Origin of the sequence: Salmonella sp. NW884, from assembly GCF_051700745.1 — a bacterium.
GTDB classification, from domain to species: Bacteria; Pseudomonadota; Gammaproteobacteria; order Enterobacterales; family Enterobacteriaceae; genus Salmonella; species Salmonella enterica.
Window position 1 is genome coordinate 521925 of sequence record NZ_JAMMDE010000002.1, and the last position, 23382, is coordinate 545306.

Genomic DNA, 23382 nt, shown 5'->3' on the forward strand with positions numbered 1-23382 from the left:
TCATCTATACGCCATCAGGGGGGATTTAATCGCCCTCCTGATGGCGAACTGGGGATATTATGCTTAATATTCAAAATTATTCCGCTTCTCCTCATCCGGGGATCGTTGCCGAACGGCCGCAGACTCCCTCGGCGAGCGAGCACGTCGAGACTGCCGTGGTACCGTCTACCACAGAACATCGCGGCACAGATATCATTTCATTATCGCAGGCGGCTACTAAAATCCAGCAGGCACAGCAGACTCTGCAGTCAACGCCGCCGATTTCTGAAGAGAATAATGACGAGCGCACGCTGGCGCGCCAACAGTTGACCAGCAGCCTGAATGCGCTGGCGAAGTCCGGCGTGTCATTATCCGCAGAACAAAATGAGAACCTGCGGAGCGCGTTTTCTGCGCCGACGTCGGCCTTATTTAGCGCTTCGCCTATGGCGCAGCCGAGAACAACCATTTCTGATGCTGAGATTTGGGATATGGTTTCCCAAAATATATCGGCGATAGGTGACAGCTATCTGGGCGTTTATGAAAACGTTGTCGCAGTCTATACCGATTTTTATCAGGCCTTCAGTGATATTCTTTCCAAAATGGGAGGCTGGTTATTACCAGGTAAGGACGGTAATACCGTTAAGCTAGATGTTACCTCACTCAAAAATGATTTAAACAGTTTAGTCAATAAATATAATCAAATAAACAGTAATACCGTTTTATTCCCAGCGCAGTCAGGCAGCGGCGTTAAAGTAGCTACTGAAGCGGAAGCGAGACAGTGGCTCAGTGAATTGAATTTGCCGAATAGCTGCCTGAAATCTTATGGATCCGGTTATGTCGTCACCGTTGATCTGACGCCATTACAAAAAATGGTTCAGGATATTGGTGGTTTAGGCGCGCCGGGAAAAGATTCAAAACTCGAAATGGATAACGCCAAATATCAAGCCTGGCAGTCGGGTTTTAAAGCGCAGGAAGAAAATCTGAAAACCACATTACAGACGCTGACGCAAAAATATAGCAATGCCAATTCATTGTACGACAACCTGGTAAAAGTGCTGAGCAGTACGATAAGTAGCAGCCTGGAAACCGCCAAAAGCTTCCTGCAAGGATAACAGAAGAGGATATTAATAATGGTTACAAGTGTAAGGACTCAGCCCCCCGTTATAATGCCAGGTATGCAGACCGAGATCAAAACGCAGGCCACGAATCTTGCGGCGAATCTTTCCGCAGTTAGAGAAAGTGCCACAGCGACGCTGTCAGGGGAAATTAAAGGCCCGCAACTGGAAGATTTTCCCGCGCTGATCAAACAGGCGAGTCTGGATGCATTGTTTAAATGCGGGAAAGACGCCGAGGCGTTAAAAGAAGTTTTTACCAATTCAAATAATGTCGCCAGTAAGAAAGCGATAATGGAATTTGCCGGGCTCTTTCGTTCAGCGCTCAACGCCACCAGTGATTCTCCTGAGGCGAAGACGCTATTGATGAAGGTGGGGGCAGAGTATACCGCGCAAATCATAAAAGATGGCCTGAAAGAAAAGTCAGCTTTTGGACCATGGATGCCAGAAACAAAGAAAGCGGAAGCGAAGCTGGAAAACCTGGAAAAGCAGCTGTTAGATATCATCAAAAATAACACTGGCGGTGAATTAAGTAAATTATCGACGAATCTTGTTATGCAGGAGGTGATGCCCTATATTGCCAGCTGCATTGAACATAACTTTGGCTGTACGTTGGATCCGTTAACCCGCAGCAGTCTTACGCAGCTTGTTGACAAAGCGGCGGCGAAGGCGGTTGAGGCGCTTGATATGTGCCACCAAAAATTAACGCAAGAGCAGGGTACCAGCGTAGGACGGGAAGCCCGGCACCTTGAAATGCAAACGTTGATACCCCTGCTGCTACGTAATGTTTTTGCACAAATTCCTGCAGATAAACTGCCTGACCCTAAAATTCCGGAGCCTGCGGCTGGACCAGTACCTGATGGTGGGAAAAAAGCAGAACCTACGGGTATTAATATCAATATTAATATTGATAGCAGTAACCGTAGCGTGGATAACAGTAAGCATATTAACAATAGCCGAAGCCATGTCGATAATAGTCAGCGCCATATCGATAATAGCAACCATGATAATAGCCGGAAGACGATTGATAATAGCCGAACATTTATTGATAACAGCCAACGCCATGGCGAGTCACACCATTCGACTAATAGCAGCAACGTAAGTCATAGTCATTCGCGTGTGGATTCGACTACGCATCAAACGGAGACGGCACACAGCGCCAGCACAGGGGCAATTGACCATGGCATCGCGGGTAAAATTGACGTCACGGCTCATGCGACGGCAGAGGCTGTGACCAACGCTTCATCCGAAAGTAAAGATGGAAAGGTGGTCACGTCAGAAAAGGGCACTACGGGTGAAACACCCTCTTTTGATGAAGTTGATGGCGTAACCAGCAAGAACATTATCGGCAAGCCTGTACAGGCCACGGTGCACGGCGTTGATGATAATAAACAGCAAAGCCAGACGGCAGAGATTGTGAATGTGAAGCCGCTTGCCAGTCAACTGGCTGGCGTCGAGAATGTTAAAATCGATACCTTACAATCAGACTCGACGGTAATTACAGGTAATAAAGCCGGTACGACCGATAATGATAATAGTCAGACAGATAAGACTGGCCCATTTTCTGGTTTGAAGTTTAAGCAAAATAGTTTCCTCTCAACAGTACCGAGCGTTACGAATATGCATTCAATGCATTTCGACGCCCGTGAGACGTTTTTGGGTGTGATACGTAAAGCCCTGGAGCCAGATACCTCCACACCGTTCCCTGTACGCAGAGCGTTTGACGGCTTGCGTGCGGAAATATTACCCAATGACACGATAAAGAGTGCAGCGTTGAAAGCGCAATGTAGCGATATTGACAAGCACCCAGAATTGAAAGCGAAAATGGAGACTCTCAAAGAGGTCATTACTCATCATCCACAAAAAGAAAAACTGGCTGAGATTGCATTGCAGTTTGCCAGAGAGGCGGGGTTGACCAGGCAAAAAGGGGAAACTGACTATGTGTTAAGTAATGTGCTGGACGGCCTTATCGGAGACGGTAGCTGGCGAGCTGGCCCGGCTTACGAGTCATACCTGAATAAACCTGGCGTGGATCGGGTTATTACTACCGTTGATGGCTTGCACATGCAGCGTTAATTAACCGGGAAAGATGCGATGAATATGGATATTGAAGCAAGAGTCAAAAAAGTGATCACCTCCTGTATTGCCGTTGATGTTGATAGTATCAATGGTCAGACCCATCTGGTTGAGGATCTTTACGCTGACTCATTGGATTTAATTGATATTGTATTTGGTCTTAGTGAGGAGTTTGACATTAGTTGCAATGAAAACGATCTTCCTGATATGACGACCTTTGCGGATATATGCCGTGTTGTTAAAAAAAGTCTTGAGTCCAGGGTGTAGTATTTTTCTCTCGCTTGACAACAATTGAATAAGATTAATTGTTATGAAAATCATCACACATGTAGTACCCGGTTCAGGTATGGCTGCAATATATGATGATATTGCTGACAGTTCGCGTTTTGTTATTAAAGGCAAGTTACGTCATGTTGAAAATGATCCGAAGGAGCTGCTGATATGTGTTCCGATGCGTAGTGAATGGCTATTCTACTGGATTAAAGGAGAGAAATATTGCGCCCGGCGATGGGCGCGAAAAAGTATCAAGACATTGTGTAACCAAATTAAATTTGAAGAAGCAATCTTATAAAAGATATAATTCAAGAGGAAAGTAAATTGCAAGCACACCAGGATATTATCGCTAATATTGGTGAGAAATTGGGTTTACCGCTCACTTTTGACGACAACAATCAGTGCTTATTATTACTCGATAGCGATATTTTTACGTCTATTGAAGCTAAAGATGATATCTGGTTATTGAACGGTATGATTATACCGTTATCGCCTTTTTGTGGCGATTCTATCTGGCGGCAGATTATGGTGATTAATGGTGAACTGGCTGCGAATAATGAAGGTACGTTAGCGTATATTGATGCCGCAGAGACGTTGTTGTTTATACATGCAATTACCGATCTGACAAATACTTACCATATTATATCGCAGCTTGAGTCATTTGTGAATCAGCAGGAAGCGCTCAAAAACATACTGCAGGAATATGCTAAAGTATGAGGAGAGAAAATTGAATAATTTAACGTTGTCTTCGTTTTCAAAAGTTGGTGTGTCGAATGATGCCCGACTTTATATTGCTAAGGAAAATACTGATAAGGCATATGTTGCGCCTGAAAAATTTTCGTCAAAAGTATTAACCTGGCTTGGAAAAATGCCGTTATTTAAAAACACTGAAGTGGTGCAAAAACATACGGAAAATATCAGAGTACAGGACCAAAAGATTTTACAGACATTTCTCCATGCACTAACGGAAAAATATGGGGAAACAGCGGTTAATGACGCACTGTTAATGTCCCGTATAAATATGAACAAACCCCTTACCCAACGTTTAGCAGTGCAGATCACGGAGTGTGTAAAAGCTGCTGACGAAGGGTTTATAAACCTTATTAATATCAAGGATAATGTTGGTGTCAGGAATGCCGCTTTAGTCATAAAAGGCGGCGATACAAAAGTGGCAGAAAAAAATAACGATGTTGGAGCAGAAAGTAAGCAACCTTTACTTGATATCGCGCTAAAGGGACTTAAAAGAACATTACCGCAACTGGAACAAATGGATGGAAATAGCCTGCGAGAAAACTTCCAGGAGATGGCTTCAGGTAACGGCCCGCTGCGTTCATTAATGACGAATTTACAGAATTTAAATAAAATTCCAGAGGCTAAACAACTTAATGATTATGTTACAACGTTAACAAATATTCAGGTCGGTGTAGCCCGGTTCTCACAATGGGGAACCTGTGGGGGAGTGGTTGAGAGGTGGATTGATAAAGCCTCTACCCATGAATTAACCCAGGCTGTAAAAAAAATTCACGTTATTGCTAAAGAACTGAAAAACGTTACAGCTGAATTTGAGAAAATAAAAGCCGGCGCGCCAATGCCACAGACGATGAGCGGACCGACACTGGGCCTGGCACGGTTTGCGGTCAGCAGCATTCCAATTAATCAGCAAACCCAGGTGAAACTGAGCGATGGAATGCCTGTGCCAGTGAATACGTTAACTTTTGACGGTAAGCCTGTGGCATTAGCCGGTTCGTACCCAAAAAATACGCCGGACGCGCTGGAAGCGCATATGAAAATGCTTCTTGAAAAAGAATGCTCGTGCCTGGTGGTGTTAACGTCGGAAGATCAGATGCAGGCAAAACAATTACCACCCTATTTCAGAGGGAGCTACACCTTTGGCGAGGTGCATACCAACAGCCAAAAAGTGAGTTCAGCCAGTCAGGGAGGTGCGGTAGACCAATACAATATGCAACTGTCCTGCGGGGAAAAGCGGTATACAATCCCGGTATTGCATGTGAAAAATTGGCCAGATCACCAGCCGTTACCGTCTACGGATCAGTTAGAATACCTGGCGGATATTGTGAAAAATAGTAACCAAAATGGCGCGCCGGGGCGTAGTTCATCAGATAAGCATTTACCGATGATTCATTGTCTGGGCGGAGTGGGAAGAACCGGAACGATGGCGGCGGCCCTTGTACTTAAGGATAATCCTCATAGTAATCTGGAGCAGGTACGTGCAGATTTCCGGGATTCACGGAACAATAGAATGCTGGAAGACGCCTCACAGTTTGTACAACTAAAAGCAATGCAAGCCCAGCTGCTTATGACGACGGCAAGCTGATAAAAATATAGCTTACTTTTAGAACTATCTGAAAGTAAGCTATTCCTGTCTCATTATTTGTTTACCGCGATAGAAAGTCTTTTGTTTTTCTCTTCTGCTGACATCCCTTTTAATTTTCTGTAATTCTCCCAAATTTTTTTAGCATAACGCTTCCTTATATCCGATCGTTTCGGCGACGTCCCGGCATTATAAGCGCCAACGGCCTCCCAGCTATAACCGTAGATTTTCATCATATCTGATAAAATGGAGGCGCCCACAATGACAGAAATGCAGGGGTCCTGTAACAACTGTTTTTCACTAATCCCCATTTTTTTCAGCCTTTTCATATGGAAGCTGTTAATTTGCATCAGGCCAAGATCGGTTGAACCATCTCGGTTATGACCAATGGCGCCTGGTTTCATCGCCGATTCCTGCTGGGCGATAGCGTAAAGTAGTTCGGATTCAATATTGAACATTTTTTCAGCCTGAAGCCAGCAATCAGCCCATGCTGTATTTATGCTAAGCAACCAGATTACGATGATAAAAAAATAATGCATATCTCCTCTCTCAGATTTTACCGTAATTTAATCAAGCGGGGATCCTGTTTCCATCTTTTGAACCAAATATTGTCTTCGTTTTTAAATTTATTCCACATTTTCTCGGCAATAGCTTCGCCGTGGGCAACCAGCACTAACGGTAATAATCCCGGATTATTATCAATACGCTGTTCACTTTCCAGAAATTCTCTTATCGTCGGTAAGGCACGCTCGCTATTCTGACAGTATTCAGCATAAAGAAGATTAACAGCAATAAGCCCTGTAATTTCCTGCGTGGATATTTCTTTAGTTAATTTTCGTGCCAGTTCATATTTACCTTTAAGCGAAAGAAACATAACCTGCATACTTAATAATATTGGATTATCCTGCAGGTGTTGTGAGCGTAATTCATCGCCTAAACGTATAGCATCATCAATACCGGTATGATAATAGGTAATCCACAGCTTAGTGATCCCTGCGGCTGCACGCGTTGGGTCCAATTTTAAACACTCGTTAATCGTTTGTAAGGCCTCCTCCAACTGACCAGCCATGAAGAGATTCCAGCCATAATAATATTTAATATCTGCAGAGATGGGCGAAAGTAAGTTAGCTTGTTTGAATAGCAAACTCCCGACGATGTATTCTGAATGAATTGTATTAATTAGCCCCAGTAATCCTAAAGCTTGTGGATTATTGTGGTCCAGCTCTGTCGCCTTAATCGCATGTTCTTTAGCTTTGATCATGGCGTTTTGTTTATCAAAAATCCCCATTTGCGCCATGCTGAGGTAGCATTCTGCCAGCGCACAGTAAGGCGCAATGCTGTTTGGCGACATGTTAACGCATTGAGTCAGCAATTTAAGCGCTTGCTGTAAGCTATAGGGGGTATATTGATTTAACTCATGCTTACCGCGTAAGTAAACCATAGTACTGTCAATCGAATTTAGCTCGCTAATCTGCTTTGTGTCCCAGCGAAGCCCGGGAATACATCTGAGCAAAAGATTCGCAATTTTGTTTTGCAAGAGAGAAGCGGGTTGGTGTTCTATCAACTTAATGCTTTCCTGGTGCAGCAGGTGATAACCTTTAACCCGAACTATCTCGATCTGTACAATATTATCATTGCCATCGGGTATCATCTGCCCGGAGATATAATAATCGGGGCGTAATTGATCCATGAGCTCAAGTATATCCTTAACACTGCGGCAGTTCTTCGTAATGGTCACCGGCAGCACGCTCAGGCCAAAGGGCGCATACTGCGATAATCCCTTCACGATAGAGTAATGCAGACTCTCGGATTGAACCTGATCCTGCATCTGAAAAGGAAGTATCGCCAATGTATGAGTCGTAGGTTGCGGCGCTGGCGGAGACACCACTACGACCGGACGATTAAACCGATAGCCCTGTCCGTACAGTGTTTCAATGTAACGATGCTCTTTATCTTCCGACAGAATACGTCGTAAGGCATAAATACAGCGGGTAAGAGATTCTTCGTTAACTTCCGCGTCGCCCCATACCTGGTCCAGTAAGGTGTTTTTACTGACAATCTCGCCGGCGGCTTCGAGCAGGATGACCAGAACGGCATATTCTTTTGGCGGAATATTGACTTTCTTTTCTGAGCGTAGCAGGGAGCCGTCCATGTTGAGTATGAAATCATCAAAGACGAATTTTTTATTCGATACAGGAACAGGATTAAAATGTGGCATGATAATAGTGTATTCTCTTACAGGGTGAAAAGTTATAATAGCTAATACAAGTCGTTAGGATAGAATCTACTGTTTCAGTAATTCTGCTGTTAGTACTAACGGTCAGGTTGAGCTTTTATTATGAGCTTAATGTCATATTCTACGGGCTCGGGTTTATATGTTTTTAACATTTGATTATTTAGCTTATGCCTGTGCTTTAAATAACTGACATGTTGGTAATAATATCGTTATAACTAACTGTGATTATCGAATGGACGCTGCCGTATATCCTGGTGCAGAGAGAGTCAGCGCCGGGCATCTAAATATTTACATATTTAACTTGGCCTCATTGCAATAGAGATTAGTTTTGTAGCTATCTTACTGCATTTTTTTGGGGTGTAAATGCTGCTTATTATATCTTCATGGTTAATGGTCTGATAATTACACCATCAGAACCATTTTTCTCGAAGATTTCCACTAAATGACCATTCGTTGAAAGTTTAAGAGTGTAATTTGTCTTAGGTGCCAAAATATAAATGAAAGACTGTTTTTAATGGTGCGCTTATTTTTATATTTTTTTGCAAAATAATGATAGCGTCTTTTCTTTACTCCCTTCAGCTATAGCGTCAAAAAGGCAGGGGGGTTATGAGCAGTATCATCCTCAGGCTGGCCCCCAGGCATTATATCGATATCAGGAGGAAGAGAAGAGGTATGCCTGGCAGAAAGCTAACAAGCGTGACTGTTTCGGTATAGACCGTTCAGGCAAATAGTTCTCAGAGGGAACGGATGATGTATAAATATGAATATGAATAAAATGCCGGCCTTAATCCACAGGGTTAAAGCCGGAAGGAGATAGTGTCATCTGGACGGATTCTTACGCTGTGAATAAGGCAATATCGGTTTACCAGTCATCATAGCGATGACAAGTTCACAAAAATCGTTTATATAATCAGCCTTACTTTAAACTACCAGAGATATCAGTATAAGCTGTCTTCCGGACAGAACAATGATGTTGAATAGCCCCCCATCCTGATAGAGCGTGTTAATGCGCAGTCTGAATTTTAAATTATTACAATTTTAATAAAAATCTTTACTTGAGTGACAGATACAAAAAATGTTAATGGTTCGCCATTTTTATGAATGTCGATGGCGTAGTTTTAAAATATTTTTTGAAACATTGAATGAAGTAGGACGTGCTGTCATAACCACATTTTAATGCTACAGCATTAACATTATGGTTGCCTATGCGTAAAAGTTTTGCTGCCTGATTCATTCTTGCCGATAAGTAGATGTCGCTAAAGCTGGTACCTTCTTCTGCAAGTTTCCGTTTGAGCGTTGACGTACTCATAAATATATGATCGGCAACATCCGTAAGCTTCCACTGTCTACTGGGTGACGAAGATATAATGTTGTAAACGCGCTCCTTTAACGTTATCTGAGCCGAGCTAAGGATGATCTCATAACTCTCCGGGAGTCGGAGAAAAGCAGTAAGCAGGAACAGCAGAAAATAAGGAATTAACTCTTCATTTTCAATACAACTTTTGTTGTTACAGTTACTGCAACCTTTGCTTGTATCCTTCGTACAGGAGAACGCCGTTTTCAGATGTTCAAATACCTCTCTTCTGGCAGGAAAGTCAGGCGTATAGAAGATTTTCTGCGCTTTCTCTGTGGGTACCGCCATTTTGGTTTGCTGCTCGTTTGGGATAAGTGCATAGAGAGCGCCAAGTCGTTGCGTCGGTATCTCGAGTATATCGAAATCCATGTGGCCATTGACCTCTTCAAGCGTCACGTTAACTACCTGCTCTTTTTTGAGCACCAACATCCCAGGTTCGTCACAGTAAATCGTATCGTGATTATTGCTAATCGTCAGTTTACCGCTCCGAAAGCAAACTAAAGTGAAACTGCTTACATAAAGATTTTTGATGGTAACCTGCTGAGTCTGACTTTTAATTTGCTGCTGGGTATTTGTCAAAAGTGATTTTAATTTCTGTAAGTTATCTGCGGCAGGACGCTGATGACTATTACTTACAAAGGTTACATTTTCCATATTATCCCTTTGTTGATGTTATTTTAATGTTCCTTACTGGTATCCTACTGAAAAAATCTGAGTTGTAAATGCTCTTTATTAGCGTGTGTTGGCAATGGTCTGATTGTTACACCAAAAGAACCCAAATTTGGGTAATTTATCTACAGTAGTTTAAGCCCCAATGGGGATGATGGTTCTTTTAATATGTGTTGAGACGCATTATACAGAATAAATTGATTTTATTTCTCACTTTTCATTCTATTTTCATCAGGAATCCCTGTGTCCTGTGCGGTAATCTGCTGCTATCGAGAACGACAGACATCGCTAACAGTATATATGGAAACATCAAAAGAGAAGACGATAACAAGCCCTGGGCCATACATAGTTCGATTACTTAACAGCTCACTGAACGGCTGTGAGTTTCCATTGCTGACAGGCCGAACACTCTTTGTGGTAGGTCAGAGTGATGCGCTCACTGCTTCAGGCCAACTCCCTGATATACCTGCCGATAGCTTTTTTATCCCGCTGGACCATGGCGGAGTAAATTTTGAAATCCAGGTGGATACGGATACGACCGAAATTATACTCCATGAGCTGAAAGAAGGAAATTCTGAATCTCGTTCGGTGCAATTAAATACGCCAATACAGGTCGGTGAATTGCTTATCCTGATTCGCCCGGAAAGCGAGCCGTGGGTGCCCGAGCAGCCTGAGAAGTTAGAAACGTCTGCAAAAAAGAACGAGCCGCGTTTTAAAAACGGAATTGTAGCAGCACTGGCCGGGTTTTTTATATTGGGAATTGGGACGGTGGGGACGTTATGGATACTTAACTCGCCGCAGCGGCAGGCCGCAGAGCTCGATTCGTTATTGGGGCAGGAGAAGGAGCGTTTTCAGGTGTTGCCAGGCCGGGACAAAATGCTCTATGTCGCTGCGCAAAATGAAAGAGATACGCTGTGGGCTCGTCAGGTTTTAGCGAGGGGCGATTATGATAAAAATGCGCGAGTGATTAACGAAAACGAAGAAAATAAGCGTATCTCTACCTGGCTGGATACCTATTATCCGCAGCTGGCTTATTATCGGATTCATTTCGATGAGCCGCGTAAACCCGTTTTCTGGCTAAGCCGCCAGCGAAACACGATGAGCAAGAAAGAGCTCGAGGTGTTAAGTCAAAAGCTGAGAGCGCTAATGCCTTACGCGGATTCGGTTAACATCACGTTGATGGACGATGTTACCGCCGCAGGCCAGGCGGAAGCGGGGCTAAAACAGCAGGCGTTACCTTATTCCCGCAGGAATCATAAGGGGGGCGTAACGTTTGTTATTCAGGGGGCGCTCGATGATGTAGAAATACTCAGAGCCCGTCAATTTGTCGATAGCTATTACCGCACATGGGGAGGACGCTATGTGCAGTTTGCGATCGAATTAAAAGATGACTGGCTCAAGGGGCGCTCATTTCAGTACGGGGCGGAAGGTTATATCAAAATGAGCCCAGGCCACTGGTATTTCCCAAGCCCACTTTAATTTAACGCAAATAAGGAAGTCATTATGCCAACATCTTGGTCAGGCTATCTGGATGAAGTTTCAGCAAAATTTGATACGGGCGTTGATGATCTACAAACGCAGGTAACAGAGGCGCTGGATAAATTAGCAGCAAAACCCTCCGATCCGGCGCTACTGGCGGCGTATCAGAGTAAGCTCTCGGAATATAACTTGTACCGTAACGCGCAATCGAACACGGTAAAAGTCTTTAAGGATATTGATGCTGCCATTATTCAGAACTTCCGTTAATCAGTTATAAGGTGGATTATGTCGATTGCAACTATTGTCCCTGAGAATGCCGTTATAGGGCAGGCGGTCAATATCAGGTCTATGGAAACGGACATTGTCTCGCTGGATGACCGGCTACTCCAGGCTTTTTCTGGTTCGGCGATTGCCACGGCTGTGGATAAACAGACGATTACCAACAGGATTGAGGACCCTAATCTGGTGACGGATCCCAAAGAGCTGGCTATTTCGCAAGAGATGATTTCAGATTATAACCTGTATGTTTCTATGGTAAGTACCCTTACTCGTAAAGGAGTCGGGGCTGTTGAAACGCTATTACGCTCATGATTCGTCGATATCTATATACCTTTCTGCTGGTAATGACCCTTGCCGGCTGTAAGGATAAGGATCTTTTAAAAGGACTGGACCAGGAACAGGCTAATGAGGTCATTGCCGTTCTGCAAATGCACAATATAGAGGCGAATAAAATTGATAGCGGAAAATTGGGCTATAGCATTACCGTTGCTGAGCCTGATTTTACCGCTGCGGTGTACTGGATTAAAACTTATCAGCTTCCTCCCCGGCCACGGGTGGAAATAGCGCAGATGTTCCCGGCGGATTCGCTGGTATCCTCTCCGCGAGCTGAAAAGGCCAGGTTATATTCGGCTATTGAACAGCGACTGGAACAGTCATTACAGACGATGGAGGGCGTGCTCTCCGCCAGGGTCCATATTAGTTATGATATTGATGCTGGTGAAAATGGCCGCCCGCCAAAACCTGTTCATCTGTCGGCATTAGCCGTATATGAACGAGGTTCGCCGCTTGCGCATCAGATCAGCGATATCAAGCGTTTCTTAAAGAATAGTTTTGCCGATGTGGATTATGACAACATTTCTGTTGTGTTGTCAGAACGTTCTGATGCCCAATTACAGGCTCCCGGCACACCAGTAAAACGTAATTCTTTTGCAACCAGTTGGATTGTGTTGATTATTTTGTTATCCGTGATGTCAGCAGGCTTTGGCGTCTGGTATTACAAAAACCATTATGCCCGCAATAAGAAAGGCATAACGGCTGATGATAAGGCGAAATCGTCAAATGAATAGGCAGCCATTACCCATTATCTGGCAAAGAATCATTTTTGATCCGTTATCGTATATCCATCCTCAGCGGTTGCAGATAGCGCCGGAAATGATTGTCAGACCCGCCGCCAGGGCGGCGGCAAATGAGTTAATACTGGCGGCATGGCGGCTTAAGAACGGAGAAAAGGAGTGTATTCAAAACTCACTGACGCAGCTGTGGCTGCGTCAGTGGCGCCGACTGCCGCAAGTAGCGTATTTACTCGGTTGCCATAAACTGAGAGCCGATCTGGCAAGGCAGGGAGCCTTGCTTGGCCTGCCGGATTGGGCGCAAGCATTTTTGGCAATGCATCAGGGAACAAGTTTATCTGTCTGCAATAAGGCGCCGAATCACCGGTTTTTACTTAGCGTCGGGTATGCACAGTTAAATGCCCTGAATGAATTTTTACCTGAATCTTTAGCACAGCGTTTTCCTTTGCTTTTTCCTCCATTTATTGAGGAGGCATCGAAGCAGGATGCTGTAGAAATGTCAATTTTGCTACTGGCCTTACAATATGCTCAAAAATATCCCAATTCCGTCCCCGCTTTCGCCTGTTGAGGGGATACTGATAAAGCGTAAAACGCTGGAACGTTATTTCTCTATTGAAAGATTAGAACAGCAGGCGCATCAACGGGCTAAGCGTATTTTGCGAGAGGCGGAAGAAGAGGCAAAGACCTTGCGGATGTACGCCTATCAGGAAGGTTACGAGCAGGGAATGATAGACGCGTTACAGCAGGTCGCCGCTTATCTTACTGATAATCAGACAATGGCCTGGAAGTGGATGGAAAAAATACAGACTTATGCCCGCGAGTTATTTTCAGCAGCGGTCGACCATCCCGAAACGCTTTTAACCGTCCTGGATGAGTGGCTGAGGGATTTCGATAAGCCGGAGGGGCAACTTTTTTTAACACTGCCAGTTAATGCGAAAAAAGATCACCAAAAACTGATGGTGTTGCTTATGGAGAACTGGCCTGGCACTTTTAATCTTAAATATCATCAGGAACAGCGCTTTATCATGAGTTGCGGCGATCAGATCGCAGAATTTTCACCTGAACAGTTTGTTGAAACGGCAGTAGGCGTCATTAAACATCATCTTGATGAACTTCCACAAGACTGCCGGACGATTTCTGATAACGCCATTAACGCACTTATTGATGAATGGAAGAAAAAAACGCAAGCATTGTAAAATGGAGGTTATAAGGTGATACCGGGTACGATTCCGACTTCTTATTTGGTCCCGACAGCGGATACTGAAGCGACGGGTGTGGTTTCGTTGAGTGCCAGGGCCGCTATGCTGAATAATGTGGATAGCGCGCCTTTAAGCAATGGCGGCGACGTTGATCTTTATGATGCATTCTACCAACGACTTTTGGCGCTTCCTGAGTCAGCCTCTTCTGAAACGCTTAAAGATAGCATTTATCAAGAGATGAATGCCTTCAAAGATCCTAAAAGTGGTGATTCGGCTTTTGTTTCTTTTGAGCAGCAAACGGCTATGCTACAAAACATGTTAGCAAAAGTTGAACCGGGCACCCATTTATATGAGGCTTTAAACGGATTATTAGTTGGTACAATGAATGCACAGTCACAAATGACCTCCTGGATGCAGGAGATTATTTTATCGGGCGGGGAAAACAAAGAGGCAATTGACTGGTGAACCCCCCATTGCTGGCGATTTGTGATAAGGTATGGTGTATATATTAGCAAATAATGCAGAAAATGCACCATGCCAGTGTATCTATCTTATTGATGTATATGGATTATTAAGGTATCTACCAGGCGTTTTATTCTGAAATGATTACATTAATATTGTAAGCTTACATTACAAAATTGTGCATAAAGTTTGTAAGAGTATCTTTTTGTGACGAAATGAACGCGCGTTGGAATGTAATTATTGGCTATAATAATAAAAAAATCGGATTTAAATCATCTCTGTGAGTTTTAATTATTTGTTTATAAGAATATAACGATTTTGAGTTCCTTATAGCACACAGGATAAAATATGGTATTGCCTTCAATGAATAAATCAGTTGAGGCCATTAGCAATAATCACCTTCAACAGCCGAACAAATTTCCATTAATAAATGGATTAGCTGACGTAAGAGACTATTATGTCGCAAACTGCTTATTGTTTAAACTTAATAAAGGCAGTTTGCGAATTGAAAACGAATTTGGGGAGTTCATCGAACAATCTGCGCCGTGTTTATTTTTATTGGAAAAAGATCAAACAATCACGCTTAGTATGAGCGAAATAGAAGGGCATATTGATTTTTCTTCACTGGAAGTTTCCTATGACTTAATGCAAAAATTCTACAAAGTTTTTTACAGTACAAGAAACTATAATGATCGAGAGCTATCATTAAAAACGAAACCAAAGTATTTTTTTCATGCGGACTTGTTGCCAGGGATGAGTGATACTTTTGACTCTATTTTGCATGGTGTGGCATGTCCACGGGTTTGTAGTAATGTGAGTATTGATGATCATGATTATTCATATTTCTCATTGATGTATCTTATATCGGCATTTGTACGTAAGCCCGGTGGGTTTGATTTCCTTGAGCGAGCAATAAAAATTACGACAAAAGAGAAAGTTTATAACATTATTATCAGCGATCTCACCCGCAAATGGTCACAGGCTGAGGTGGCAGGAAAGCTGTTTATGAGCGTATCAAGTCTGAAGCGAAAACTGGCCGCTGAAGAGGTGAGTTTTAGCAAAATATATCTGGATGCTCGTATGAATCAGGCTATAAAATTATTACGTATGGGGGCTGGAAATATTTCACAAGTCGCGACGATGTGTGGCTATGATACGCCTTCTTATTTTATCGCTATTTTTAAACGGCATTTTAAGATTACACCGCTTAGCTTTATGCGTACAATGAACCATTGATTTGTGAAATTATTTTAAACGTTACTATCTGTTTGCGTTACAGATACCAAATATTTTTTAATCGTAGTGTATATTTCAGTATCGCTACACCAGTGATATGTAGCTAATGAAAGGGAACCGAAAGCGTTCATTGTCAGACATACATGGCCACAAGGCGTCAGGCAATCGTTGTACTCTAAGAGATTACAGTAAAGTAAAACAGCAAATTTAATCATTATCAGATTTGTAAAAGGAATTCATTTCGGTAACGACATTGCGCATGTAATAACGTATCTGGTCTTATTACCTTTGTAGTAAGAGGGCGTTATCTACTTGCGCAGTAGTCGCCCAGGAAGAAAAATCATTACCGAAGCTGTGGTCAGTTTTCAAAAAAGGATAAATAAATGAGAAATGTAATTATATACGGTATTAACTGGACTAATTGTTATGCCCTACAGTCTATTTTTAAGCAAAAATATCCGGAAAAGTGCGTTAAAACGTGTAACTCATTAACCGCACTTTTGCATTCTCTATCCGATATGCCGGACGCCGGGCTGATTTTAGCTTTGAACCCGCATGAGCATGTTTATCTTTTTCATGCGTTGCAGACGCGGTTGCAGAACCGTAAAGTTTTGGTAGTGGCAGATCGCTTGTATTATATCGATCGCTGTGTGCTGCAATATTTTGGCGTTATGGATTATGTTTTAAAAGACGAACTATCCTGCGCTATCCGCTCGGATCGAGAGAAGCTCCGTCTTCCGGAAGCCTGGCTGCGTTTCTGCCACAGGTCACAAAAGAAAACCGTGGCTACTACGTATGCTTTTAATGCCGGCGAGACGCCGGAAGAGGTATTGTTTAATATCAATCAATACGCCTGGTGGAATCTACCTCCCGGCGTCACTCAGGCGAAATATGCGCTGCTGATATTATTATCCTCCGGACATCCGGCAATTGAACTAGCGAAAAAATTTGGTCTGGGAACAAAAACCGTCAGTATTTATCGTAAGAAGGTTATGTATCGTTTGGGGATGGACTCTTCACCGCTATCGCTGTTCCGGGGACTGAAACTAGACGCGCATTTACAGCGCACTGCTTTTGCACATAACCCTGGTGTACTTGACGATAATTGCGCCTTACCGATTGCAGTAGGAATGAATTAAACTATTTTTTATGTGACAATCATGCTCTTGTATTACGTGTAGTTATAGATTTATTTTTTGCTGGGATATTACAGATCTTGTGAGTAATAATCACATTATGCTGGGTTAGCCAAACTCTGAAAAAATTTCGAAACAGGAAAAATATGGGGAGTAAAGCAGCTTATCTTTACGCTTGTTGCAAAGAAATTTAAAGATAGCTGCTTACCATACTGACCAACAACAGATATAGGGTGGCTTTCTACTATAACTGTCCTATTTATTTTCTGAACGCTGCTTTTAACCTTGCGCCTCTGGTACGATTTCATTACGCCTGTCGCGCCATGTTGCGTAAATAAATACCGCAATAAACACGATGGCAAATAATACCACGATGGTCGGCGCTGGCGCGCTATCAAGATAAAAAGACAGATAGACGCCCGCAAAAGCGGTAATAACTGACAGACTCACCGCTAATCCCAGCGCGCGCGCAAAGCGTCGCGTCAGCAAAATGGCAATTGCGCCGGGGGCGATAAGCAGTGAGATCGACAGAATAATGCCCACCGATTTCAGCGTGGCGACGATAGTCAGCGCAATCATACATAGCAGGCCATAATGCAGTAGTGTGGTATTCAGCCCGCTGGCTTTCGCCTGGTGCGGGTCAAAAGCGTGTAGCAGGAGATCTTTCCATTTCAGCCCTATGATTAACGCAATACCCAGTGCAATAACCGACGTTTGTACGATATCCCCCAGCGATACGCCCAGCATATCCCCAAACAGGATGTGATCCAGATGCACTTCCGATTGAATAGAAACATAGAGCACCAGACCTGCGCCAAACATCCCGGAAAAGACGATGCCCATCACCGTATCACGTTTGATGCGGCTGTTATCGTCCAGATAGCCGGTCGCGATAGCGCAAAATAATCCGGCAATGAAAGCGCCAATCGCCAGGGGGATCCCCACAATATATGCCAGCACGACCCCGGGGAATACCGCATGACTCATTGCATCGCCCATTAACGCCCAGCCTTTTAACACTAAAAACACGGACAGTAAGGCGCAGGGAATCGCCACAATGACCGAAACCATAAGGGCGTTCACCATAAAATCAAACTGAAAGGGTTCCAGTAACGTTGTTAAGAACATGTCGGCTCCTTCTGCAGGCGGGCGCGTCGACGGTTGGCTAACAGACCGTGTTTCGGGGCGAAAATAAAGGCTGTGATGAACAGTAAGGTTTGCATGACGACAATAATTCCGCCAGTGGCGCCATCCAGCCAGTAGCTAAGCCATGCGCCCAGAAAACTGGTCAGGCTACCAATCACGACGGCAATCATGAGCAGACGTGGAAAACGGTCGGTGAGTAACCAGGCCGTCGCGCCCGGCGTGACGACGAGACAGATCACCAGGAACGCCCCAACGGTTTGCAGGGCCGCCACGGTAGAGACGGACAATAGAGTGAAAAACAACAGCTTTAGTCGACCCGGATTAAGCCCGATAGAACGCGCATGGGTCTCATCGAAAAAGACGACCATCAGATCTTTCCACTTTAACAGCAGAATCGTCAGCGAGACTGCGCCGATAATCGCCAGTTGCGCAATATCCGCTGGCGCGATCGCCAGCACGTTGCCGAGAATAATCGTCTGGATATTCACCGACATCGGATTGAGCGACACCATAAAAAGGCCGACGCCAAAAAAAGAGGAGAAGATAAGCCCGATAATCGCGTCTTCTTTCAGGCGTGAGCGTTGGTTAAGAAAGAGCATACTGCCTGCCGCCAGTCCGCCGGAAAGAAACGCGCCGAGCGAGAAGGGCAGCCCTAACATCCAGGCGCCAGCGACGCCAGGCACAATAGAGTGAGATAGCGCATCGCCAATGAGCGACCAGCCTTTGAGCATCAAATAGCAGGAGAGAAACGCGCACAGACCGCCCACCATCGCGGAGACCCACATCGCGTTGAGCATATACTGGTAGCCAAACGGCTCAACAAGCCAGTTCATGACGATTTTCCTCCGCTGGCCACGCGCCGGGAAATAAAGGGGCGCTCGTCATCGGTGATGATGTGCTCTTCACCTCCGCTTAGCGCGATATGACGTAGAACGCCGCTAAACGCCTGTTCCAGATTCGCGGCGGTAAACGTGGTTTCGGTAGGGCCGCTGGCCAGTACGGTTCCTTTAATCATTACCGTATAGTCGCAAAACTCGGTGACGGAGCCGAGATTATGCGTTGAGACCAGCATCGTGCGGCCTTCATCGCGCAGTTCCCGCAGTAGATCGATGATTCGCGCTTCGGTTTTTACATCCACGCCGGTAAAAGGTTCATCCAGCAGGATTACCTGTCCATCCTGAGCGATGGCCCTGGCAAGAAACACACGTTTTTTCTGCCCGCCGGACAGCTCGCCAATCTGCCTGTGACGATATTCCTGCATATCCACCCGCGCCAGCGCGGCGTCAACACAGGCGTGATCATGCGCAGTGGGACGGCGTAGCCAGCCCATATGGCCGTAGCGTCCCATCATCACCACATCTTCTACCAGTACCGGAAATGACCAGTCCACTTCTTCCGATTGCGGAACATAAGCAATGAGGTTTTTTTTCAGCGCCTTGTTGACTGACTGTTGCAGGATAGTGATATCGCCCTGCGCAAGATGCACAAAGCCCATTAACGCTTTAAATAATGTAGACTTACCGGAACCATTTACGCCTACCAGCGCGGCGATTGAACCGCCAGGCACCTGAAAAGTAGCGTCCCGTAGGGCGGTATGACCGTTGCGATACGTCACCGTGACTTGATCAACGGTAATCGCAGATTGACTCATTGTTGACTCCTCAGTCCGTCGTTAATGCCGTTGACGATGGTTTCGGTCGTGACGCGCAGCAGATCCAGATAGGTTGGCACAGGGCCGTCAGCGGCGCTCAGAGAATCGACATACAGTACGCCGCCATAATGCGCGCCGGATTCACGCGCGACCTGGCGGGCGGGTTTATCGGAAACCGTACTCTCGCTAAAGATGGCGGGAATATGGTGCTTTTTAATGGTATCAATCACTTTACGCACCTGTTTTGGCGTCCCCTGTTGATCGGCGTTAATTGGCCAGAGATAAAGCTCTTTCATGTCGTTATCGCGCGCCAGGTAAGAGAACGCGCCTTCACTGGTGACCAGCCAGCGCTGATCGGCGGGAATTTTTTCCAGCTCGGCACGCAACGGATCGGCCATCTGGCGAATTTTCGCTTTATAGCGTTCGGCATTTTGCTTATAGATCTGCGCATTATCCGGATCGTACTTCACCAGGGCGTCGCGAATGTTATCGACATAAATCAGCGCGTTTTCTGCCGACATCCAGGCGTGCGGGTTCGGTTTACCGTTATACGGGCCTTCGGTAATGCCCATCGGTTTGACGCCGGTGGAGACGACGACTTCCGGTACGCCGGAAAGGTGCTGATAAAAGCGGGCGAACCATCGCTCCAGGTTCAGACCATTCGCGAGGATAAGCTGTGCCCCCTGCGCTCGTTTAATATCGCCGGGCGTTGGCTGATACTCATGGATTTCAGCGCCGGGTTTGGTAATCGAGCTGACTTCCGCTGCGTCGCCCGCCACGTTTTTCGCCATGTCGGCAATAACGGTAAACGTGGTGATGACTTTAAATTTCTCTTTTGCATAGGCTGGCGATAGCGCGAGTATCGCGACAATACCGGCAATCAGGAGTGTTTTCAGACGATGTAGATTCGTCATAGTATCCCTCGCAACAATGTGGTTAATTAATCATCGAATATAGCCTTTGCTATGTTATATAGCACAAGGTATGAATAAATGAAAATAATTCTTATTTGCGTAATGGCGATGATATGCAGTGATAGTGCTAAAGAGGGATAAGGTGTAAAATAAATACACCTTAATGTTCGGAGAGAGCACGATGCCTGGTAAACGTATCGCTCGTGAAAAACTGACGATCAAAAAAATGATCGCGCTGTATGAAAGCCAGTGCCCACAGGCGTCAGCGGTGCAGGGGCATTACGACGCGCTGTTCGCCTACGCGCAAAAACGTCTTGATAAATGCGTATTTGGCGAGGAAAAACCCGCCTGTAAGCAGTGCCCGGTGCACTGCTATCAGCCGGCTAAACGCGAGGAGATGAAGCAGATTATGCGTTGGGCAGGTCCGCGAATGCTTTGGCGGCATCCTGTCCTGACCGTGCGGCACCTTATCGACGATAAGCGCCCCGTTCCGGAATTGCCGGAAAAATATCAGCGCAAGAAGTGAAGGGGAAGCGCCAGGCCTACGGCGCGCATCATCTCCAGGCCGGATCAGATCCGGCAACCCGTTACGCTAACGCGTCTTTATCAATACCCAATCGCTTCATACGCGACAACAGGGTGGTTCGTTTAAGCCCCAGACGCTGCGCCGCGCCTTTTGGTCCAGCCACTACGCCATTGGTCTCTTTCAGCACGCGTATAATAAGCTGATATTCATCTTCGCCTTCTTTGGCGCTTTCAGTCGCAACAGGCGAGGTATCGGGTGTTACGGCGGTAATATCCGGCAGCGACAGTTGTAGCACATTGCCGCGCGTCAGCAGCACGGCGCGCTCGACGACATTCTCCAGCTCGCGAACGTTCCCCGGCCATTCCATGCTGCTGAGCGTGCGCAGCGTTTCAGCGGGAATGCTGTCGATATTACGCCCCATTCGGCGGGCGATTTTGAAAGTGAACGCTTTGACCAGTAGTGGAATATCTTCCGGACGTTCGCGCAACGGAGGAAGCTGGATCGGAAAAACATTCAGCCGATAGTAGAGATCGTTACGGAATTCGCGATCGGCGACCATTTTTTTCAGATCGCGGTTAGTCGCGGCGATCAGCCGCACGTCGGTCTGGATTAGTTTATTGCTGCCGAGACGTTCAAACTCTTGCTCCTGAAGGACGCGCAGCAGCTTAGGCTGTAGCTCCAGCGGCATGTCGCCCACTTCATCCAGAAACAGCGAGCTTTTATCCGCCAGCTCGAAACGGCCAATCCGCTGCGCGCTGGCGCCGGTAAACGCGCCGCGCTCATGACCAAACAAATCGCTTTCCAGCAGCCCCGCCGGCATCGCGGCGCAGTTCATCTTTACCATCCTGCGTCCGCTACGTCCGCTCAGGTTGTGAATGGCGCGGGCAATCAACTCTTTACCGGTTCCCGTTTCGCCCAGAATCAGCACGGTACTGTCGCTCTGCGCCACCATCTCAACCTGCTTTAGCACGTTGTACATCGCTTCGCTGCGTCCGATGATCTCGCCAAACTCGCTGTCGACGTTATTAAGCTGCTCCGTGAGCGCCAGATTTTCGTCGACCAGGCGTTCCTTCAGACGGTGGATTTCCTGATAGGCCAGCGCATTATCCACGGCAATGGCTACCCGTTCGGCAATCTGACGCAGCAGCTTGAGGTTGGCGGTGGTAAACACTTTTTCTTCGCACTGGGCCAGTTTGAGCACGCCAAGCATCGTCTTGCCGGACATCAGCGGCAGCAGGCAAAGCGTCTGGATCTGATTGCCCCAGGTATCGAACAGCATTCGTTCGTAGGGGGCAAGCGGATCGCGTTCGTTGAGGTTGATAAGCAGCATCTCTTTACTTTTAAAGACGCGCTCCGTGAGCGTGCCGGCTTCGTCGACTTCGCTCTGTTCGTGCGCCGGATGATGCTCATCAAGGTAGTGGGTGGAGTAGATATTCAGCTTATTTTTGCGATGGCTGCGCAACACGATGCTGATTGCGTCGATATTGAAATAGTGGTGGATCTCTTTTGCGACTTCGCTTACCAGCTCATCAATATCCAGACGCGACAGGACGGCGTTGGTAATCGCAACCAGAATACGGAAGTTATCGCGTTCGCGGCACAACAGATCATAATCGACATTATTGTTTACCCGGTTTTGAATTTGCTCGGCGACCACGCCGACAATTTGGGTAAACGTATGCAGACGGTCATATTCCTTTTCACTCCAGGGGCGATCTTCCTGACGGATGAATTCGCAGCCGCCGAAAATACGGCCCTCCGCGGCTAAAGGAAGCAGACAGTAATGACCAAATTCAGGGTAGAGGCCGCTCGCGGCAAGCTGCGGCCAGGTTTCGGTAAACTCATGGAAATTACAGTGCAATGCATCGGGGCGAGAAAGGATGCGACGTACCGGGCCGTGCGCCAGTACGGTTTCATCTTCATATTCAACAGGACGGCCATTTTCTCGCGTCGCATAATATTGTGCGCGTTGCGACTGCGCCTGCCATAGCACAATGCCGGCGCTGTCGGCGAGCGCTGAACGCTTTACCAGTTGCGAAAGCGCTTCACTGAGCGACGCCAAATCGGGCTGCTGCAATAAGGTACGAGTGATATCGAACAAGCCTTGCTGTCCAAGATCGCTCATGGGTGTATACGACATGTTGCTTTTCCAGGAAAATACCGCAAAACGGTGCGAAAACGGTAAATGAATTATAGGTATAAGTCGTAAGTTATTGCCGGATGGCTGACCGCAAACTCGCTGGTCACACACTC

Annotated in this window: 24 protein-coding genes; 16 read left to right on the forward strand and 8 right to left on the reverse strand. The window is 45.9% G+C overall.

The features are described from left to right. The first annotated feature begins 59 nt into the window (after nucleotides 1–59). The 6 genes from sipD to sptP are packed head-to-tail and all read left to right on the forward strand — an operon-like array spanning nucleotide 60 to nucleotide 5775. Nucleotides 60–1091 (forward strand): SPI-1 type III secretion system needle tip complex protein SipD, encoded by a 1032-nt coding sequence (gene sipD / locus NA197_RS07000; protein ID WP_053444855.1) that lies wholly within the window; start codon nucleotides 60–62, stop codon nucleotides 1089–1091. Nucleotides 1092–1109: 18 nt separating this feature from the next. Next, complete coding sequence (gene sipA / locus NA197_RS07005) at nucleotides 1110–3167, forward strand: SPI-1 type III secretion system effector SipA (protein WP_023234665.1); 2058 nt, start codon at nucleotides 1110–1112, stop codon at nucleotides 3165–3167. Between the two features lie 18 nt (nucleotides 3168–3185). Then, the gene (locus tag NA197_RS07010) at nucleotides 3186–3434 is read left to right on the forward strand and encodes an acyl carrier protein (protein ID WP_001055579.1); all 249 of its coding nucleotides are present in this window, start codon (nucleotides 3186–3188) and stop codon (nucleotides 3432–3434) included. Between the two features lie 43 nt (nucleotides 3435–3477). Continuing rightward, nucleotides 3478–3738, forward strand: a complete 261-nt coding sequence (locus NA197_RS07015; RefSeq protein ID WP_000692254.1) for a hypothetical protein — start codon at nucleotides 3478–3480, stop codon at nucleotides 3736–3738. A gap of 26 nt (nucleotides 3739–3764) precedes the next feature. Beyond that, entirely contained in the window at nucleotides 3765–4157 is a 393-nt protein-coding gene (sicP, locus tag NA197_RS07020; protein WP_001748715.1) for a chaperone SicP, read from the forward strand. Continuing rightward, a complete protein-coding gene (sptP, locus tag NA197_RS07025; RefSeq protein ID WP_064042855.1) occupies nucleotides 4144–5775 on the forward strand; it encodes an SPI-1 type III secretion system effector GTPase-activating protein SptP in 1632 nt (543 codons plus the stop codon). The genes sicP and sptP overlap by 14 nt, the downstream gene beginning before the upstream one ends. A gap of 53 nt (nucleotides 5776–5828) precedes the next feature. Here the strand turns inward: sptP and iagB are convergent, their stop codons facing one another. From iagB to hilD, 3 genes are all read right to left on the reverse strand, one after another. Beyond that, nucleotides 5829–6311 carry an SPI-1 type III secretion system invasion protein IagB gene (gene iagB, locus NA197_RS07030; RefSeq protein ID WP_000558930.1) on the reverse strand — a complete coding sequence of 161 codons (483 nt, stop codon included), beginning with the start codon at nucleotides 6309–6311 and terminating at the stop codon, nucleotides 5829–5831. Between the two features lie 17 nt (nucleotides 6312–6328). Further along, the gene (gene hilA / locus NA197_RS07035; protein ID WP_064000509.1) at nucleotides 6329–7990 is read right to left on the reverse strand and encodes a transcriptional regulator HilA; all 1662 of its coding nucleotides are present in this window, start codon (nucleotides 7988–7990) and stop codon (nucleotides 6329–6331) included. 1096 nt (nucleotides 7991–9086) lie between these two features. Then, nucleotides 9087–10016 carry a transcriptional regulator HilD gene (hilD, locus tag NA197_RS07040; RefSeq protein ID WP_000432695.1) on the reverse strand — a complete coding sequence of 310 codons (930 nt, stop codon included), beginning with the start codon at nucleotides 10014–10016 and terminating at the stop codon, nucleotides 9087–9089. A gap of 315 nt (nucleotides 10017–10331) precedes the next feature. On the opposite strand from hilD, the gene prgH reads away from it, so the two are divergent. The 9 genes from prgH (at nucleotide 10332) to sprB (ending at nucleotide 16895) form a co-directional block, all read left to right on the forward strand. Then, nucleotides 10332–11510, forward strand: a complete 1179-nt coding sequence (gene prgH / locus NA197_RS07045) for a type III secretion system inner membrane ring protein PrgH (RefSeq protein ID WP_064042854.1) — start codon at nucleotides 10332–10334, stop codon at nucleotides 11508–11510. A 24-nt stretch (nucleotides 11511–11534) separates the two neighbouring features. Then, the gene (prgI, locus tag NA197_RS07050) at nucleotides 11535–11777 is read left to right on the forward strand and encodes a type III secretion system needle filament protein PrgI (RefSeq protein WP_001143300.1); all 243 of its coding nucleotides are present in this window, start codon (nucleotides 11535–11537) and stop codon (nucleotides 11775–11777) included. Nucleotides 11778–11795: 18 nt separating this feature from the next. Then, nucleotides 11796–12101 carry a type III secretion system inner rod protein PrgJ gene (gene prgJ, locus NA197_RS07055; RefSeq protein WP_000020431.1) on the forward strand — a complete coding sequence of 102 codons (306 nt, stop codon included), beginning with the start codon at nucleotides 11796–11798 and terminating at the stop codon, nucleotides 12099–12101. Next, nucleotides 12098–12856 carry a type III secretion system inner membrane ring lipoprotein PrgK gene (prgK, locus tag NA197_RS07060; RefSeq protein WP_000621238.1) on the forward strand — a complete coding sequence of 253 codons (759 nt, stop codon included), beginning with the start codon at nucleotides 12098–12100 and terminating at the stop codon, nucleotides 12854–12856. The genes prgJ and prgK overlap by 4 nt, the downstream gene beginning before the upstream one ends. Then, nucleotides 12828–13427, forward strand: a complete 600-nt coding sequence (gene orgA, locus NA197_RS07065; protein ID WP_001591231.1) for an oxygen-regulated invasion protein OrgA — start codon at nucleotides 12828–12830, stop codon at nucleotides 13425–13427. The genes prgK and orgA overlap by 29 nt, the downstream gene beginning before the upstream one ends. Continuing rightward, nucleotides 13384–14055 (forward strand): type III secretion system linker protein OrgB, encoded by a 672-nt coding sequence (orgB, locus tag NA197_RS07070; RefSeq protein ID WP_023234669.1) that lies wholly within the window; start codon nucleotides 13384–13386, stop codon nucleotides 14053–14055. The genes orgA and orgB overlap by 44 nt, the downstream gene beginning before the upstream one ends. Nucleotides 14056–14070: 15 nt before the next feature. Next, entirely contained in the window at nucleotides 14071–14523 is a 453-nt protein-coding gene (locus NA197_RS07075) for a type III secretion system effector protein OrgC (protein ID WP_064000507.1), read from the forward strand. A gap of 345 nt (nucleotides 14524–14868) precedes the next feature. Then, nucleotides 14869–15756, forward strand: coding sequence for an invasion transcriptional regulator HilC (gene hilC / locus NA197_RS07080; RefSeq protein ID WP_000243998.1), 888 nt, complete (start codon nucleotides 14869–14871; stop codon nucleotides 15754–15756). Nucleotides 15757–16139: 383 nt separating this feature from the next. Next, the gene (gene sprB, locus NA197_RS07085; protein WP_064042853.1) at nucleotides 16140–16895 is read left to right on the forward strand and encodes a transcriptional regulator SprB; all 756 of its coding nucleotides are present in this window, start codon (nucleotides 16140–16142) and stop codon (nucleotides 16893–16895) included. Between the two features lie 276 nt (nucleotides 16896–17171). Here sprB and sitD read toward each other — a convergent pair whose 3' ends face one another. From sitD to sitA, 4 genes are read right to left on the reverse strand one after another with little or no spacing between them, the layout of a single operon-like run. Beyond that, on the reverse strand, nucleotides 17172–18020 hold the full coding sequence (gene sitD / locus NA197_RS07090) for an iron/manganese ABC transporter permease subunit SitD (RefSeq protein ID WP_000480209.1): 849 nt from the start codon (nucleotides 18018–18020) through the stop codon (nucleotides 17172–17174). Beyond that, nucleotides 18011–18871: an iron/manganese ABC transporter permease subunit SitC gene (sitC, locus tag NA197_RS07095; protein ID WP_001104336.1), complete on the reverse strand. Its 861-nt coding sequence runs from the start codon at nucleotides 18869–18871 to the stop codon at nucleotides 18011–18013. Before sitC ends, sitD begins: the two co-directional genes overlap by 10 nt. Continuing rightward, a complete protein-coding gene (gene sitB, locus NA197_RS07100; protein WP_000083153.1) occupies nucleotides 18868–19689 on the reverse strand; it encodes an iron/manganese ABC transporter ATP-binding protein SitB in 822 nt (273 codons plus the stop codon). The genes sitC and sitB overlap by 4 nt, the downstream gene beginning before the upstream one ends. Further along, on the reverse strand, nucleotides 19686–20603 hold the full coding sequence (sitA, locus tag NA197_RS07105; protein ID WP_000182930.1) for an iron/manganese ABC transporter substrate-binding protein SitA: 918 nt from the start codon (nucleotides 20601–20603) through the stop codon (nucleotides 19686–19688). Before sitA ends, sitB begins: the two co-directional genes overlap by 4 nt. Nucleotides 20604–20784: 181 nt before the next feature. Between sitA and NA197_RS07110 the strand changes: the two genes are divergently transcribed. Then, nucleotides 20785–21129 (forward strand): nitrous oxide-stimulated promoter family protein, encoded by a 345-nt coding sequence (locus NA197_RS07110; RefSeq protein WP_001117938.1) that lies wholly within the window; start codon nucleotides 20785–20787, stop codon nucleotides 21127–21129. A 61-nt stretch (nucleotides 21130–21190) separates the two neighbouring features. On the opposite strand, the gene flhA is transcribed toward NA197_RS07110, so the two are convergent. Further along, nucleotides 21191–23269, reverse strand: a complete 2079-nt coding sequence (flhA, locus tag NA197_RS07115; RefSeq protein ID WP_000122692.1) for a formate hydrogenlyase transcriptional activator FlhA — start codon at nucleotides 23267–23269, stop codon at nucleotides 21191–21193. Nucleotides 23270–23382 lie beyond the last annotated feature (113 nt).